The organism is Variovorax sp. OK605 (assembly GCF_900115445.1).
Classification (GTDB): Bacteria; Pseudomonadota; Gammaproteobacteria; order Burkholderiales; family Burkholderiaceae_C; genus Variovorax.
In genome coordinates this window covers 366,964-382,868 of sequence record NZ_FOWL01000002.1, presented here as the reverse complement: position 1 = coordinate 382,868, position 15,905 = coordinate 366,964, and the positions used below count along the sequence as shown (strand labels likewise).

Sequence of the window (15,905 nt, the reverse complement as noted above, 5' to 3'; positions counted from 1 at the left end):
CGCCTGGCTGTCCACGCCGGTGCTGTTGGCGTGGAAGTACTTCGTGCCGGTGTTGTAGATCGAGCTGACCGACGAACTCAGCTTGCCGAGGTTGCTGCTGGTGGTGCTCAGGCCGGTCGACAGGCTGCCGACGCTGCTCGTGGCGGTGCTGAGCCCGGTGGAGAGGCTGGCGATGCCGCTGGTGGCGGTGCTCAAGCCTGTGGAAAGGCTCGTGACGCCGGTGGACGTCGATGTCGACAGGCTGGCCACTGCGCTGTTGGTGGTGCTCAGGCCCGTCGAGAGGCTGCCCACGCCGCTGGTCACGGTGCTCAGGCCGGTGGACAGGCTGCCGATGCCGCTGGCGGCCGTGCTCAGCCCCGTCGAAAGGCTCGTGATGCCCGTGGACGTCGACGACGACAGGCTGGCGACCGCGCTGTTGGTCGTGCTCAGGCCCGTGGAAAGACTGCCGACGCCGCTGGCGGCAGTGCTGAGGCCAGTCGAGAGGCTGGTGATGCCGGTGGACGTCGAGGACGACAGGCTGGCGACGGCACTGCTGGTGGTGCTCAAGCCCGTCGAAAGGCTGTTGACGCCGCTCTTCACCGTGCTCAGCCCGGTGGAAAGGCTGCTGACGCCGCTGGTGGCGGTGCTCAGGCCGGTCGACAGGCTCGCCGTGCTGGTGCTCAGCTGGGCCACGGTGACGGCGTCCTGCGCCGCGGAACCGTCGGCCACGTTGGTGATGCGGCGCAAGGCGCTCGCGCTGCCGACGGAAACTTCGGAAGCCGGTGCGGCGGTGCCGGTGATGTAGCCGGTGCCCGAGGGCGCAACGGCACCGGTCGCGGAGCCCGCGCCGATGGCCACGCTGTTCGCGTACTGCGCCTTGGCGCCGGTGCCGAGGCCGACCGCATTCGATGCGGCCGTCGCGCCGTCGCCTTGCGCAATACCGAAGGCGCCATTGACGATCGCGCCGCGCCCGATGGCAATGCCGGACGTCGCTGCCGACGCGACACTCGATTCACCGCCCAGCGCGATGGAATCGGCCGCCGCCGCCGCCGCCCCGGCGTTGGCGTTTCCGCCAAGTGCCGTGGCACCCACCCCGCTCGCATTGGTCGTCCGCCCCACGGCCGTCGAAAAGCCGCCCGTGGCCGTGGCTCCCGAGCCGATGGCGACGTTGCGCGCCGGGGTTGCGGACGTGGGCGAGCCAGCCGTCGCGTTGATGCCCATCGCCACGTCGTTCGCGTTGTAGGCGTAGGCGGCGCCGATCGCCACTGCGCTGCTTCCGTAGGCCTGGGCGTTCGTGCCGATAGCCACGCCGCTCCTGTTGGTGGCGAGCGACGAAAATCCCATCGCAACCGAAAGCGCGCCCGAGGCGTTTGCCAAGGCACCGAACGCGATGGCACCGCCAGCGCCACTGGCAGTGGCCCTGGCACCGTTGCCGAACGCCGTCGACGGCGCCAGGCCTGTGACCTCGCCGATGGCCAGCGCGTTGTTGCCGAAGGCCGTGTCGTTGTTGAAGACCGCGTTGGCGCTCGAACCGAAGGCCGTTGCGGCGACGCCGGTCGCACGGGCATTGGGGCCGATGGCGACGGCGTTCATGCCGCTCACGACGGCGTTGAGCCCGATGGCCACGCCCGCGCCCCCGCCCGCGGGGGCGGTGACGGTGGCGCCTGCGCCCAACGCCACGCCGTTGGACACCTGCACATTGGCGCCGAGGCCGATGGCCGTGCCGGCAGTCGCCCCGGCGGCCACGAGGGACTTCCGGCCGATCGCAATGCCGTCGGTGGCCGCGGCGTTGGGGCCGTCACCCTGCTGCGCGTTGTTCGAGACGCTGGCGCTGCCCAGCGCGATGGAATTCATGCCGGATGCGTTGGAGCCGTAGCCCCAGGCCTGCGCCAGGGTGCCCGCGGCCACCGAATCGCGCCCCATCGAGAAGCTGTAGTTGCCGAGGGCCAGCGCATTGACGCCCAGCGCGAAGGCGCTGGTACCGAGGGCCGCCGTGGGATAGGAGCAGTTCGCGCCGATGGCGATCGACTCGGATCCGTTGCCAATCGCGCCTGAATTGGAAGTCGCTCCACCGCCGCCCTGGTTGCGATAGTTGCTGTCGGTCGCCGGAGCGCAGGTCGCGGTGCCGCCGATGCTGATGTGGCGCGTGCCGGTGCCGGTGCCCCCGCCCAGGTCGGTTTGCGCCCGGGCGTCCGGCGCCGCCGCGAGCGACATGAGCGCGGCCAGCACGGTGGCACTCAATGTGGAGGCGCGAAAGCCCTGTGCACCGCTTCCCGCCACCGCCGAGCCGCTGCGCTTGCCGCGAGCCTTCGTGGTCTCGGCAGTGGCCACCCAGGCACCCAGGGCTTCGTTCCATATGCTGCGATGTGACTTATTCATTTGTTTCGACTTAATTTTTCAAAAGAAGCGGGCGGCTTCAGATCTGCGGGAAAGCGACATCCCTGCTTTGGGATCGGATGGTCAAAGTCACTGCATGCGACTTTGTTTTTCAAGAGTGATGGAATGTACGGACTTGTTTACATTTCCGATGCGCTGCAGCAATTCCTGCAATTCAGCCTGATGATTTAGTGCACAGAATTCAAAAAATAGTGATTTTGCGAATGACGTCCAGTTGTCATGGGGCCACGGAAAATTACCGGATTCTTAATCGGCGGCATCCAAACATTCGCCTTCTTCATCCAACTGCAGTTAACAATCACGCTTCCCCTCGATAATTTCATTTGGTGACGGAAGCAGATAGACTTCACGACGGCAAGCGCCAGATGACATTCAAATGAAAAAAACGGAAATCCTTCACACCGCCACTTGTGAAATCCGTCACCCCAATTCGATTTAAATAGCCTCTCGTCATTAATTAACATTCAAGAAACAATTCAATGACTTCACCACCTCGACTGAGAATTGGCATCACCATCGGCCTTCATCACGAAGCCGAAACGCTCTGGAACAACGGCATCAAGCAAAACGCCGTCTTCCTGGCCGAGGCGTTGAAGCACTGCGCCACGGTCCGCTCGGTGGTGCTGGTCAACACCACCGCCACGCCCATCACGCCCGCCCTGCCCTGGGACCAGGCGCGCTGGCCCACCGTGACCTTCGAGGCGGCCAAGGACAGCGTGGATGTGCTGATCGAGCTGGGCGGCCAGATCGACGCGGCCCAGACGGACCACCTGAAGCAGCGCGGTGCCCGGCTGGTGTCGTACTGCTGCGGCTTCGAGTACGTGCACGCGATGGAGTCGGTCCTGTTCGACAAGCCCCTGTGGGGCCAAAACCTGTTCGTGAACCAGCGCTACGACGACATCTGGATGGTTCCGCAGGTGGCAAACATCAGCCAGCCGTACTTCGAGGTGCTGCGCCGCGCCCGGGCGCGCGCGGTGCCCTTCGTGTGGAGCCCCGTGTTCCTCGACGAGCGCACCCGCGACCTGCCCGACGCCGGCGTCTACCGGCCGCACCCGGGCCCGCGCCGGCTCAGCGTGATGGAGCCCAACATCAACGTGGTGAAGTTCTGCCTCTACCCGGTGCTCATCGCGGAGCTGGCGTACCGCTCACGGCCCGGGGCCATCGAGGTGCTGCAGGTCACCAACGCCGAGCGGCTGGCCCGGGAGAACATGGAGTTCATCACCCTGATGAACCAGCTCGACCTGGTCCGCGAGCACAAGGCCGTCTTCCTGGGCCGGCACGAGACCCCGGTGTTTCTGGCCCGGAACACAGACATCGTGATTTCCCACCAGTGGGAGAACCCACTCAACTATTTCTACCTGGAGACCTGCTGGCAGGGCTACCCGCTGGTGCACAACGCGCACCTGTGCGCGGACCTGGGCTACCACTACGAAGGCAACGACGTGGCCGGCGGCAGCGCACGCGTGCTGGAGGCCGTCGACAGCCACGACGCCCAGGCCCTCGCCTACCGCGAGCGGCAGCGCGCCCTGATCGACCGCTACCTGCCCGGCAACGCCGCGGCCACCGAGGTGTACAACGCCCTGCTGCTCGGCCTCGTGCAGCGCCCCGCCAGATAACCGGACCCTTTCATGCTCGAGCCCTCCGAACTGCGGCAGTTCTTCCCCGTCATCGTCACGCCGAGCCATGACGGCAAGTACTTCCAGAACTATGTCATGTCGATGATGAATTTCGCCATCGAGGCCGAACGCGCCGGCATGCGGCTGCAGGTGCTGTTCCACCAGGGTGAAAGCCTGGTGACACGGGCGCGCAACAACTGCGTGGCCCAGTTCCTGGCCAACCCGCAGTGGACGCACCTGTTCTGGATCGACGCCGACATCGGCTTCTCGGCGCAGGCGGCCTTCCGCCTGCTGCTGGCCGACTACGACATCGCGGCCGGCGTGTACCCGCTCAAGCGCGAGGACTGGCCCGCCGAAGGGGTCGCCGAAGGCACGACACGGCAGCTTTTCGAGGCCACGTTCACGCGCTACACGGTCAATGCCAAGGCGTCGGAGGCCAGCTCGCAGGTCGAGCTCGAGGTGCAGCCCGACGGGTTCATGCGGATGACCGAGGCGCCGACGGGCTTCATGGCCATCAAGCGCGGCGTGTTCGAGCGGCTCATCGCCAGCCACCCCGAGCTCAACTACGTGCCCGACAGCATCGGCGAGCCCGACCTCGGGCTGCACTACCGCTTCTTCGACGTGATGGTCGATCCGCAGACGCGCCGCTACCTGTCGGAAGACTACGGTTTCTGCCGGCTGTGGTCGGGCCTTGGCGAGTCCATCTACATCGACGCCAACTCGAACCTCACGCACCAGGGCGCCAAGCTCTACCGCGGCGACTTCGCGAGTTCGCTGCTGACCTCGCTGCCCCACGCGGTGGGCGGCCCGGCCGGCGCGAACATGGTGCTGAGCGGCCAGGAACACCTGCAGCCCAACCTGCCACCGAGCTGAGCGAACAACACCACCCCGTTCGCCAATGAAAAAGCCCCGCGGAGCGGGGCTTTTTCGCATGCGAAAGACGCTGTGCCGATCAGCAGGCCGGTGCGGTCTCGGCCACCTTGTAGTCTTCGATCTTGTCGAAGTTCAGGTACTGGTAGATCTGCGTGCTCGACGCATCGAGCACGCCCGTGGCGGCCATGTATTCCTCACGCGTCGGGATGCGGCCCAGGCGCGAGCAGATGGCGGCCAGCTCGGCCGAACCCAGGTACACGTTGGTGTTCTTGCCCAGGCGGTTCGGGAAGTTCCGCGTGCTGGTCGACATCACCGTCGCGCCTTCGCGCACCTGTGCCTGGTTGCCCATGCACAGCGAGCAGCCCGGCATTTCGGTGCGCGCACCGGCATTGCCGAACACGCCGTAGTGGCCTTCTTCGGTGAGCTGCTGCGCGTCCATCTTGGTCGGCGGTGCGATCCACAGCTTGACCGGGATGTCGCGCTTGCCTTCGAGCAGCTTCGACGCCGCGCGGAAGTGGCCGATGTTGGTCATGCACGAGCCGATGAACACTTCGTCGATGGTGGCGCCGGCCACGTCGCTCAGCGTCTTCACGTCGTCGGGGTCGTTCGGGCAGGCCACGATGGGTTCGTGGATCTCGGCCAGGTCGATGTCGATCACGGCGGCGTACTCGGCGTCGGCGTCGCCCGCAAGCAGCGACTGGTCGGCCAGCCACGCCTCTTGTGCGGCGATGCGGCGGGCCAGCGTGCGTGCGTCGGCGTAGCCTTCGGCAATCATCCACTTCATCAGCGTGATGTTGCTGTTGATGTACTCGGCGATCGGCTCCTTGTTCAGGTGCACGGTGCAGCCAGCGGCCGAGCGTTCGGCCGAAGCGTCGCTCAGCTCGAAGGCTTGTTCCACCTTCAGGTCGGGCAGGCCTTCGATTTCGAGGATGCGGCCCGAGAAGATGTTCTTCTTGCCTTGCTTGGCCACGGTCAGCAGGCCCGCCTTGATGGCGTACAGCGGAATGGCGTTGACCAGGTCACGCAGCGTGACGCCGGGCTGCATCTTGCCCTTGAAGCGCACGAGCACCGACTCGGGCATGTCCAGCGGCATCACGCCGGTGGCGGCCGCGAAGGCCACGAGGCCCGAGCCTGCAGGGAAGCTGATGCCGATGGGGAAACGGGTGTGGCTGTCGCCGCCCGTGCCCACGGTGTCGGGCGTCAGCAGGCGGTTGAGCCAGCTGTGGATCACGCCGTCGCCCGGACGCAGCGACACGCCGCCGCGGTTGGCCATGAACTCGGGGAGTTCGTGGTGCATCTTGACGTCGACCTTCTTGGGGTACGCCGCCGTGTGGCAGAACGACTGCATCACGAGGTCGGCCGAGAAGCCCAGGCAAGCCAGGTCCTTCAGCTCGTCGCGGGTCATCGGGCCGGTGGTGTCCTGCGAGCCGACCGAAGTCATCTTGGGTTCGCAGTACGTGCCCGGGCGAACGCCCTGGCCTTCGGGCAGGCCGCAGGCGCGGCCGACCATCTTCTGTGCGAGCGAGAAGCCCTTCTTGGTGTCGACCGGGCTGGTCGGCAGGCGGAACAGCGTCGACACGGGCAGGCCCAGTGCTTCGCGCGCCTTGGCCGTGAGGCCGCGACCGATGATCAGCGGAATGCGGCCGCCGGCGCGCACTTCGTCGAACAGCACTTCGCTCTTGACCTGGAATTCGGCAATGACCTTGCCGTCCTTCAGTGCCTTGCCGTCATAGGGACGCAGCTCGACCACGTCGCCCATTTCCATCTGCGTGACGTCGAGCTCGATGGGCAGTGCGCCCGAGTCTTCCATCGTGTTGTAGAAGATGGGAGCGATCTTGCCGCCAAGGCAGACGCCGCCGAAACGCTTGTTCGGAACGAAGGGAATGTCTTCGCCGGTGAACCACAGCACCGAGTTGGTGGCGCTCTTGCGCGACGAACCCGTGCCGACCACGTCGCCCGCGTAGGCCACCAGGTGGCCGCGTGCGCGCAGGTCTTCGATGAACTTCACCGGGCCGCGCTTGCCGTCTTCTTCCGGCACGATGCCGGGACGCGCGTTCTTGTGCATCGCCAGGGCGTGCATCGGAATGTCGGGACGCGTGGTGGCGTCGGGCGCGGGCGACAGGTCGTCGGTGTTGATTTCGCCAGCCACCTTGAAGATGCTGACGGTGATGCTCTGGGGCACTTCGGGGCGGCTGGTGAACCACTCGGCGTCGGCCCAGCTTTGCAGCACGCCCTTGGCGTGCACGTTGCCCTTGTCGGCCTTTTCCTTGACGTCGTGGAACTGGTCGAACATCAACAGGGTTTTCTTCAGGCCTTCGGCTGCCACGGCGCCGACTTCGGCGTCGTCGAGCAGGTCGATCATGGGGCTGATGTTGTAGCCGCCGAGCATGGTGCCGAGCAGTTCGGTGGCGCGGGCGCGCGACAGGAACTCGCTCTTCTCGGTGCCGTGGGCCACGGCCGCAAGGTAGCTCGCCTTGACCTTGGCGGCGTCGTCGACGCCGGCAGGCACGCGATAGGTGAGCAGATCGAGCAGGAAGGCGCCGTCTTTCGCGTTCGCGCTCTTCAGGAGCTCGATCGCTTCAGAGGTCTGCTTCGCGCTCAATGGCAGCGGCGGGATACCGAGCGCGGCGCGTTCGGCAACATGGTCAACGTAGGCTTGCAACATCTTTTTTTCTCCGGAAACTGGTCTGACGGGCGTGCGGAGCGCTCAAGCAAGAGCTGCGCCGCACCCCGGCTCGGTACGCTTACTTCTTCTCGCCGTCGGCACCTTCGAACAGGGCCTTGGGCGGGTTCTTCTTCATTTCTGCGGCGAACGCGACTTGCGCGTCGGTCTGGCATTCGTCCGCAATGCGCAGGCCGGCCTTCTGGTTCATCAGCATCGACTTGTTGCCGAGCTGCAGCCACATGGCGCCGGCGCGCGGGTCTTCGAGGCGGATGGCGCCGGTGCGGCTTTCGACCGGGTGCATGCGGTACTTCTGGCCCTTGGTGCTGACGGTGAAGAAGCCGGGCTTCTTCTCGTCGGGCGTGACGGTCACGTCGGCGCCGAGTTCGCACTGGGCCTTGCCGACCGACACGCGCTGTGCCACGGCCAGGTCGGCGTCGTTGAGCGTCACGTCGGTGTCGGTGTTGACGGGGGTGACTTCTTCCACGGCCTTGGCGGCGCGGCGGGTGACCTGGCGCTTCGGCGGAGCCTTCTTGGCCTCGGCCTTGGCGGCGGGCTTGGCCGCCGGCTTGGCGGGGGCTGCTGCGGTCTGCGCCACGGCAGCGAACGGCAGTGCCAGGGCAACGGCAGCGATCAGGGCAATTTTCTTCATGTGTGGGTTTCCTTGAGACTGGATTCGGGTGGTTTCAGGAGGCCGCGAATGCAAACCAGGCTTTCGCCTCGGGGGGCAACACGCGCCCTGTTGCGTGGGCGCGCGTCAGAACCTGCCAGAAATGGCGGTAGCTCGCGCGGTCGTGCAATGTGCCATCAATTTGTGTCGGTGCCCAATTCGCGGTTGCCGCCTTTACAAGGATTTTTGTGGCAATTTGAATCTGCGCCTCGTCGGGCGCGAAGGCCTCGAGGATCGGGCGGATCTGGTTCGGGTGGATGCTCCACATGCGCGTGTAGCCGAATTCGGTGGCGGCCTTGCGGGCCGCCGTGCGCATGGCATCGGTGTCGTTGAACTCGGTGACCACGCAGTGCGAGGGCACCTTGCCGCAGGCATGCGCGGCCGACGCGATGGCCAGCTTGGCGCGCACCACCAGCGGATGGCTGAACTGTCCCGCCGCGCCCATGCCGTCGGCCGGAATGGCGCCGGCGTGGGCCGAGACGAAGTCCATCAGGCCGAAGCTCAATGACTGCACGCGCGGATGCGCGGCGATGTCGAAGGCGTTGTGCACGGCCAGCGGCGACTCGATGAGCACGTGCAGCGGCAGCGCGGCGGCATCGGCCGCGTCGAGCGCGGCCACGGCCTGCAGCACGTCTGCCACCGACTCGACCTTCGGCACCATCAGGTGGCTCAGGCGCTCGCCGGCACGCCCGGCGATGGTGATCACGTCGCCGGCAAAGGCCGGATGGTCGACCGGGTGCACGCGCACGCCGACGCGCATGCCGGGCCTGGCGGCCAGCGCGAGCTCGGTGACGAGCGCGGCATGCTCGGCCTCGCCGCCCACCGGGGCGCCGTCTTCGCAGTCGAGGGTGACGTCGAACACGCAGGCGCCGAACTCCTCGGCCATCTCGGCCTGGAGCGCGAGGCTCTTCTTCATGCGCGCTTCGACGCCGCTGTAGTGATCGCACACCGGCAGCGTCACGGCGCCGGCCTGCGCGCCGAGCAGTACTTCACCCGGGTGAACAGTGTTCGTCATGCCTTGTTGCCCTTTTGCGCCACGATGAACATGCGCGGAAAAGCGAGCAGCCGCTTGCCGTCGGCACGGGCCGGATAGGCCGCGTCCACGCGGCGCAGGTACTCGGCCAGGTAGCTGGCCTGCAGGTCGGCCGGCAGGCGGTCGACGAACGGCTTCAGCCCGGTGCCGCGCACCCATTCGACGATGGCCGCGGCATCGGCCATGCGGTGCTGGTAGATGGTGTGCCAGACATCGACGTGCGCGGCGCGCGGCGCCAGCAGGTCGTAGTAGCCGCCCAGGTCGAGCAGCAGCGTGCGCAGCCTGTCGGCATCGCCGATGGCCTCGGCCCACGGGGCTTCGGCGGCCACGGCGCGCATCAGGCGGTGCGTGGGCTCCTGGCGGTTGTCGGGCATCTGGATGGCGAGCACGCCACCCGGGGCCAGCGCGTCGAACAGGCGCGGGATCAGCGTTTGGTGATCGGGCACCCACTGCAGGGACGCGTTGGCATAAATGAGGTCGGGCGCTTGCTCCGCAGAGTGCGGCGCCCAGGTCGCGATGTCGCTCAACTCGAAGGCCGCCTGGGGCAGCCGCTCGCGCGCGCTGGCCAGCATGGCCTCGGAGTTGTCGGTTCCGGTGACTTGCGCCGCCGGGAACCGATGGACCAGCAGCTCGGTGGAATTGCCCGGCCCGCAACCGAGGTCGACCACGCGGGCCGCCTCCGTCAGCGGCACCCGCGCCAGGAGTTCCTGTGCGGGGCGGGTGCGCTCGTCCTCGTAGCGACGATAGAGCGCGGGATTCCAGTCGAGCATGCTGCGGGGTTGCCTTACAGCAGGTGAGCGACGCCGGCGCGTTCGCCTTCGAGCTCTTCGAGGGTCTTGTTGATGCGTTCCTGGCTGAATGCGTCGATGTCCAGGCCTTCGACCAGCTTGTACTCACCGTTTTCGCAGGTGACGGGGAAGCCGAACATCACGTCCTTCGGAATGCCGTACTGGCCGTCCGACGGGATGCCCATGGTGACCCACTTGCCGTTGGTGCCCAGGGCCCAGTCGCGCATGTGGTCGATGGCGGCGTTGGCGGCCGAGGCAGCCGACGACAGGCCGCGTGCTTCGATGATGGCCGCGCCGCGCTTGCCGACGGTCGGCAGGAAGGTGTTGGCGTTCCATTCCTGGTCGTTGATCATCTTGGCGACGCTTTCGCCGTTGATGGTGGCGAAGCGGTAGTCGGCGTACATCGTGGGCGAGTGGTTGCCCCACACGGTGAGCTTTTCGATGTCGGCCACGGCCTTGCCGGTCTTGGCGGCGATCTGGCTGGCGGCACGGTTGTGGTCCAGGCGCAGCATGGCGGTGAAGTTCTTGCGCGGCAGGTCCGGCGCGCTCTTCATGGCGATGTAGGCGTTGGTGTTGGCGGGGTTGCCGACCACCAGCACCTTGACGTTGCGGCTGGCAACGGCGTTCAGGGCCTTGCCCTGCGCGGTGAAGATGGCGCCGTTCACGGCCAGCAGTTCGGCACGTTCCATGCCGGGGCCGCGGGGACGCGAACCGACCAGCAGTGCGTAGTCGGCGTCCTTGAAGGCGGTCATCGGGTCGCCGTGGGCTTCCATGCCGGCCAGCAGCGGGAAGGCGCAGTCGTCGAGCTCCATCATCACGCCCTTGAGCGCCTTCTGGGCCTTCTCGTCGGGGATTTCGAGCAGTTGGAGAATGACCGGCTGGTCTTTGCCGAGCATTTCACCGGATGCGATACGGAACAACAGGGCGTAACCGATTTGACCGGCGGCACCGGTAACGGCAACGCGGACGGGCTTTTTGCTCATGGGAAGACTCCAGAAGGTGATGAAACGGTGCGGCGCTCTCGTGGGGCGCCAGGGTCCTGCGGAATGGAAATACCTTCCCGCAGCGCGAGACCCGCAGCATTTTAAGCCGATTCAATGAGGGCCGTCTTATGTCTTATATAAGATATCCTCTGGGGGTCCGCCACGGCGCACCCCACCGCTGCCATGAACACGCCCACCCTCCTCGACGAGCCCACGACGCCGTCCTTCAGTCCGCTCTACCAGCAGATCAAGACATTGATCCTGCAGAGCCTGCAGGCGGGCGAGTGGAAGCCGGGCGAACCGATCCCGAGCGAGATGGACCTGGCGGCGCGCTACCGCGTGAGCCAGGGCACGGTGCGCAAGGCCATCGACGAACTCTCGGGCGAAAACCTGGTGGTGCGCCGCCAGGGCAAGGGCACCTTCGTGGCCACGCATGCCGAGCAGCATGTGCAGTACCGCTTCCTCAAGCTCGTGCCCGATGCCGGCGACCCGAGCACCGAGGGCCCCGCGGTGCGCACCATCGTCGACTGCAAGCGCCTGCGCGCCTCGGCTGACGTGGCACGCGCGCTCGGCCTGCGCACCGGCGACGCGGTGCTGCAGGTGCGCCGCGTGCTCGCCTACGGCGGCGTGCCGACCATCCTCGAAGACCTCTGGCTGCCCGGCACGCCCTTCAAGGGCCTGACCGCCGAGCGCCTGCGCGCATGGCCCGGCCCGATGTACGCGCTGTTCGAGACCGAATTCGGCGTGCGCATGGTGCGCGCCGAGGAAAAAATCCGCGCCGTGCTGCCCGATGCCGAACAGGCGCAGCTGCTCGACGTTCCCCGCCAGATGCCCCTGCTGAGCGTGGAACGTGTCGCGCACACCTACCATGACATGCCGATGGAGCTGCGACGCGGCCTCTATCGCACCGACACGCACCATTACAGGAACCAGCTGGGCTGATCCCGATGCATTCGAAGGAAGAATCCGGTCTCGCGCAGACCCCCGCACAGCATGCCCAACGCGCTACGAAGTCAATAGCATCCGACTGCAACGGTGCGCTGACTCGGACGCGTCCGCTGCCCGATGGTGCATTGCAATAGAATTTTGCGTTGTTTGCATTTCCGCATAAGAAACAAAAGCGTTCGCTCTCAGAACAAGCCAACAAGTCACCAAGCCACGAAAGCAATCCCCCAATGACAGAGCTTGCAACTCCTCCTCGGCCACGTCGCGAATTCCGCAACATCAATGCCTTCACCGACCTCACGACGTACCGGCTGCCGCCGGCCGGCATCGTGTCGATCCTGCATCGCGTCAGCGGCGTGCTGATGTTCCTGCTGCTGCCGTTCATCATCTGGATGTTCGACACGTCGCTGTCATCTGACTATTCGTTCGCGAAATTCAAGGGCGCGTTCAACGTCGGCATCGGCTTCGCTCCGGGCTGGTTCTTCAAGCTGGTCGCACTCGCGCTCATCTGGGCCTACCTGCACCACTTCATCGCCGGCCTGCGCCATCTCTGGATGGACGTGAGCCACGCAGCGGTCACCAAGGAGTTCGGACACAGCTCCGCCCTGGTCACGCTGTCCCTGAGCATCCTGCTCACCGTGGTGCTCGGCGCCAAGTTGTTCGGCCTGTACTGAGAAGGAGCCAATCCATGTCTGTGAACTACGGCTCCAAGCGCATCGTCGTCGGCGCGCACTACGGTCTGCGCGACTGGCTCAGCCAGCGCATCACCGGCGGCCTGATGGCCCTCTTCACGATCATCCTGCTCGCGCAGCTGATCTTCTCGCGCGGCCCCATCGGCTACGACCTCTGGGCCGGCATCTTCGCCGCGCAGTGGATGAAGGTCCTGACGTTCTCCGTGATCGTCGCCCTGCTCTATCACGTGTGGGTCGGCATGCGCGACGTGTGGATGGACTACGTCCAGCCTGTCGGCATCCGTCTCGTGCTGCAAATTTTCACCATCGTCTGGCTTGTCGGTTGTGCGGGTTGGGCCATTCAAGTGCTTTGGAAGATCTGACCCCACCATGACTTACACAAAAGAAAAAATCACCAAGCGCAAGTTCGACGTCGTGATCGTCGGTGCCGGCGGCTCCGGCATGCGCGCCTCGCTGCAACTCGCACGTGCCGGCCTCAACGTGGCCGTGCTGTCCAAGGTGTTCCCCACGCGTTCGCACACCGTGGCTGCCCAGGGCGGCGTGGGCGCATCGCTCGGCAACATGAGCGAGGACAACTGGCACTACCACTTCTACGACACGATCAAGGGCTCCGACTGGCTCGGCGACCAGGACGCGATCGAGTTCATGTGCCGTGAAGCACCGAAGGTCGTGTACGAACTCGAACACTTCGGCATGCCGTTCGACCGCAACCCCGACGGCACCATCTACCAGCGCCCGTTCGGCGGCCACACCGCCAACTACGGCGAAAAGGCCGTGCAACGCGCCTGCGCCGCGGCCGACCGGACCGGCCACGCGATGCTGCACACGCTCTACCAGAAGAACGTCGAAGCCCGCACCCAGTTCTTCGTGGAATGGATGGCGCTCGACCTCATCCGTGACGACGAAGGCGACGTGGTCGGCGTGACCGCGCTCGAGATGGAAACCGGCGACCTGCACATCCTGCAGGCCAAGACCGTGCTGCTCGCCACCGGCGGTGCAGGCCGGATCTTCGGCGCGTCCACCAACGCCTTCATCAACACCGGCGACGGCCTGGGCATGGCCGCGCGCTCGGGCATCCCGCTGCAGGACATGGAGTTCTGGCAGTTCCACCCCACCGGCGTGGCCGGCGCGGGCGTGCTGCTGACCGAAGGCTGCCGCGGCGAAGGCGCCATTCTGCTGAACAGCAACGGCGAACGCTTCATGGAGCGCTATGCGCCCACGCTGAAGGACCTGGCGCCGCGCGACTTCGTGTCGCGCTCGATGGACCAGGAAATCAAGGAAGGCCGTGGCTGTGGTCCGAACAAGGACTACATCCACATGAAGCTGGACCACCTGGGTGCCGACACGATCCACAAGCGGCTGCCCTCGGTGTACGAGATCGGCATCAACTTCGCCAACGTCGACGTCACCAAGGAACCGATCCCGGTGGTGCCCACCATCCACTACCAGATGGGCGGCATCCCGACCAACATCAACGGCCAGGTCGTCATCCAGAAGGGTGAAGAGAACAGCGCCGTGGTGAATGGCCTCTACGCCGTGGGCGAATGCTCTTGCGTGAGCGTGCACGGCGCCAACCGCCTGGGCACGAACTCGCTGCTCGACCTGCTGGTGTTCGGCCGCGCGGCCGGCAACCACATCGTGCAGTTCAACGACAAGCTCAAGGAACACAAGGCCCTGCCCAACGACGCGGCCGACCGCACGCTGGAGCGCCTGAACCGCCTCGAGGCGACCACCGACGGCGAGTACGCGCAGGACGTGGCCGGCGAGATCCGCGCCGTCATGCAGCAGCATGCCGCCGTGTTCCGCAAGCAGGCCTCGATGGACGAAGGCGTGGTCAAGATCGCCGCCGTGCGCGAGCGCGTGAAGGCCATCGGCCTGAAGGACAAGTCGAAGGTGTTCAACACCGCGCGCATCGAAGCGCTGGAAGTCGACAACCTGATCGAAGTGGCGCAGGCCACCATGGTCTCGGCCGCGGCCCGCAAGGAATGCCGCGGCGCGCACACGGTGGAAGACTACGAGCGTCCCGCGGACGATCCGGTCGCACCGCTGGGCCGCGACGACGCCAACTGGATGAAGCACACGCTCTGGTACAGCGAGGACAACCGCCTCTCGTACAAGCCCGTCAAGCTGCAACCGCTGACGGTGGCTTCGGTGCCGCCCAAGGTCCGCACGTTCTAAGAACAAAGAGCATTTAAAAGGTCAATACGATGAAGCGCACATTCCAGATCTACCGCTACGACCCGGACAAGGACGCCAAGCCCTACATGCAGACGGTCGAGGTCGAACTCGACGGCCACGAACGCATGCTGCTCGACGCCCTGATGAAGCTCAAGGCGCAGGACCCCACGCTGTCGTTCCGCCGCTCGTGCCGCGAAGGCGTCTGCGGCTCCGACGCGATGAACATCAACGGCAAGAACGGCCTCGCCTGCCTGACCAACATGCTCACGCTCAAGGGCACGATCGTGTTGAAGCCGCTGCCGGGCCTGCCCGTCATTCGCGACCTGATCGTCGACATGACGCAGTTCTTCAAGCAGTACAACTCGATCAAGCCGTACCTGCAGAACGACAACGTACCGCCCGAGAAGGAGCGCCTGCAGTCGCCCGAAGAGCGCGAAGAGCTCGACGGCCTGTACGAGTGCATTCTTTGCGCGAGCTGCTCCACAAGCTGCCCGAGCTTCTGGTGGAACCCCGACAAGTTCGTCGGCCCGGCCGGCCTGCTGCAGGCCTACCGCTTCATCGCCGACAGCCGCGACGAAGCCACCGCCGAGCGCCTGGACAACCTGGAAGACCCGTACCGCCTGTTCCGCTGCCACACGATCATGAACTGCGTGGACGTGTGCCCGAAGAGCCTCAACCCGACCAAGGCCATCGGCAAGATCAAGGAATTGATGGTGCGTCGCGCCATCTAATCGACTGCTTCATCTGCCTGACGCCACCATGCAACCCGCCGCCGACTCCGCCCAGTTGCTCAGCGAACGTGCGCTGAGCAAGCTCAAATGGCGCTGCCGGCGCGGACTGCTCGAGAACGACCTGTTCATCGCCCGCTTCTTCGAGCGGCACGAAGCCCGCATGACCGTGGGTCAAGCGGGAGCGATGGAGACATTGATGGACCTGTCGGACAACGACCTCCTCGACCTCCTTCTCCGTAGAAAGGAGCCCGAGCCCGAATGGGCCGGGGCCGAGGTGGTCGCATTGCTGCAGCTGATGCGCACCGACGGCGCTCAGCGTCCCGCGATTTCTCCTTCGTCCTGAATCCACCTCTGAAAG

General features: G+C 65.8%; 14 protein-coding genes. 8 read left to right on the top strand and 6 right to left on the bottom strand.

Features of this window, described 5'->3' with window-relative positions; translation table 11 throughout:
• On the bottom strand, positions 1-2,358 hold a 2,358-nt coding region (locus BM013_RS41160; protein ID WP_256221403.1), incomplete at its 3' end, for an ESPR-type extended signal peptide-containing protein.
• Between the two features lie 497 nt (positions 2,359-2,855).
• On the opposite strand from BM013_RS41160, the gene BM013_RS06155 reads away from it, so the two are divergent.
• Together BM013_RS06155 and BM013_RS06150 are read left to right on the top strand one after the other, a co-directional pair.
• Positions 2,856-3,992, top strand: a complete 1,137-nt coding sequence (locus tag BM013_RS06155; protein ID WP_093124178.1) for a DUF2827 domain-containing protein — start codon at positions 2,856-2,858, stop codon at positions 3,990-3,992.
• 12 nt (positions 3,993-4,004) lie between these two features.
• Positions 4,005-4,865 carry a hypothetical protein gene (locus BM013_RS06150; protein WP_093124175.1) on the top strand — a complete coding sequence of 287 codons (861 nt, stop codon included), beginning with the start codon at positions 4,005-4,007 and terminating at the stop codon, positions 4,863-4,865.
• A gap of 79 nt (positions 4,866-4,944) precedes the next feature.
• Here the strand turns inward: BM013_RS06150 and BM013_RS06145 are convergent, their stop codons facing one another.
• The 5 genes from BM013_RS06145 to BM013_RS06125 form a co-directional block, all read right to left on the bottom strand.
• On the bottom strand, positions 4,945-7,530 hold the full coding sequence (locus tag BM013_RS06145; protein ID WP_093124172.1) for a bifunctional aconitate hydratase 2/2-methylisocitrate dehydratase: 2,586 nt from the start codon (positions 7,528-7,530) through the stop codon (positions 4,945-4,947).
• A 79-nt stretch (positions 7,531-7,609) separates the two neighbouring features.
• Entirely contained in the window at positions 7,610-8,179 is a 570-nt protein-coding gene (locus BM013_RS06140) for a hypothetical protein (protein ID WP_093124170.1), read from the bottom strand.
• 34 nt (positions 8,180-8,213) lie between these two features.
• Positions 8,214-9,212 (bottom strand): HpcH/HpaI aldolase/citrate lyase family protein, encoded by a 999-nt coding sequence (locus tag BM013_RS06135; RefSeq protein ID WP_093124166.1) that lies wholly within the window; start codon positions 9,210-9,212, stop codon positions 8,214-8,216.
• Positions 9,209-10,000, bottom strand: a complete 792-nt coding sequence (tam, locus tag BM013_RS06130) for a trans-aconitate 2-methyltransferase (RefSeq protein WP_093124163.1) — start codon at positions 9,998-10,000, stop codon at positions 9,209-9,211. Before tam ends, BM013_RS06135 begins: the two co-directional genes overlap by 4 nt.
• A 14-nt stretch (positions 10,001-10,014) precedes the next feature.
• Positions 10,015-11,001: a malate dehydrogenase gene (locus tag BM013_RS06125; protein WP_093124159.1), complete on the bottom strand. Its 987-nt coding sequence runs from the start codon at positions 10,999-11,001 to the stop codon at positions 10,015-10,017.
• Positions 11,002-11,184: 183 nt separating this feature from the next.
• Here BM013_RS06125 and BM013_RS06120 point away from each other — a divergent pair, with 183 nt between their 5' ends.
• From BM013_RS06120 to BM013_RS06095, 6 genes are all read left to right on the top strand, one after another.
• Complete coding sequence (locus BM013_RS06120) at positions 11,185-11,943, top strand: GntR family transcriptional regulator (protein WP_093124157.1); 759 nt, start codon at positions 11,185-11,187, stop codon at positions 11,941-11,943.
• A gap of 233 nt (positions 11,944-12,176) precedes the next feature.
• Positions 12,177-12,620 (top strand): succinate dehydrogenase, cytochrome b556 subunit, encoded by a 444-nt coding sequence (sdhC, locus tag BM013_RS06115; protein ID WP_093124155.1) that lies wholly within the window; start codon positions 12,177-12,179, stop codon positions 12,618-12,620.
• 14 nt (positions 12,621-12,634) lie between these two features.
• Positions 12,635-13,000 (top strand): succinate dehydrogenase, hydrophobic membrane anchor protein, encoded by a 366-nt coding sequence (gene sdhD, locus BM013_RS06110; RefSeq protein ID WP_093124152.1) that lies wholly within the window; start codon positions 12,635-12,637, stop codon positions 12,998-13,000.
• Between the two features lie 7 nt (positions 13,001-13,007).
• Complete coding sequence (gene sdhA, locus BM013_RS06105) at positions 13,008-14,816, top strand: succinate dehydrogenase flavoprotein subunit (protein WP_093124150.1); 1,809 nt, start codon at positions 13,008-13,010, stop codon at positions 14,814-14,816.
• Between the two features lie 29 nt (positions 14,817-14,845).
• Positions 14,846-15,547: a succinate dehydrogenase iron-sulfur subunit gene (locus BM013_RS06100; protein ID WP_093124147.1), complete on the top strand. Its 702-nt coding sequence runs from the start codon at positions 14,846-14,848 to the stop codon at positions 15,545-15,547.
• A 28-nt stretch (positions 15,548-15,575) separates the two neighbouring features.
• Complete coding sequence (locus BM013_RS06095; protein ID WP_093124145.1) at positions 15,576-15,890, top strand: FAD assembly factor SdhE; 315 nt, start codon at positions 15,576-15,578, stop codon at positions 15,888-15,890.
• Positions 15,891-15,905 lie beyond the last annotated feature (15 nt).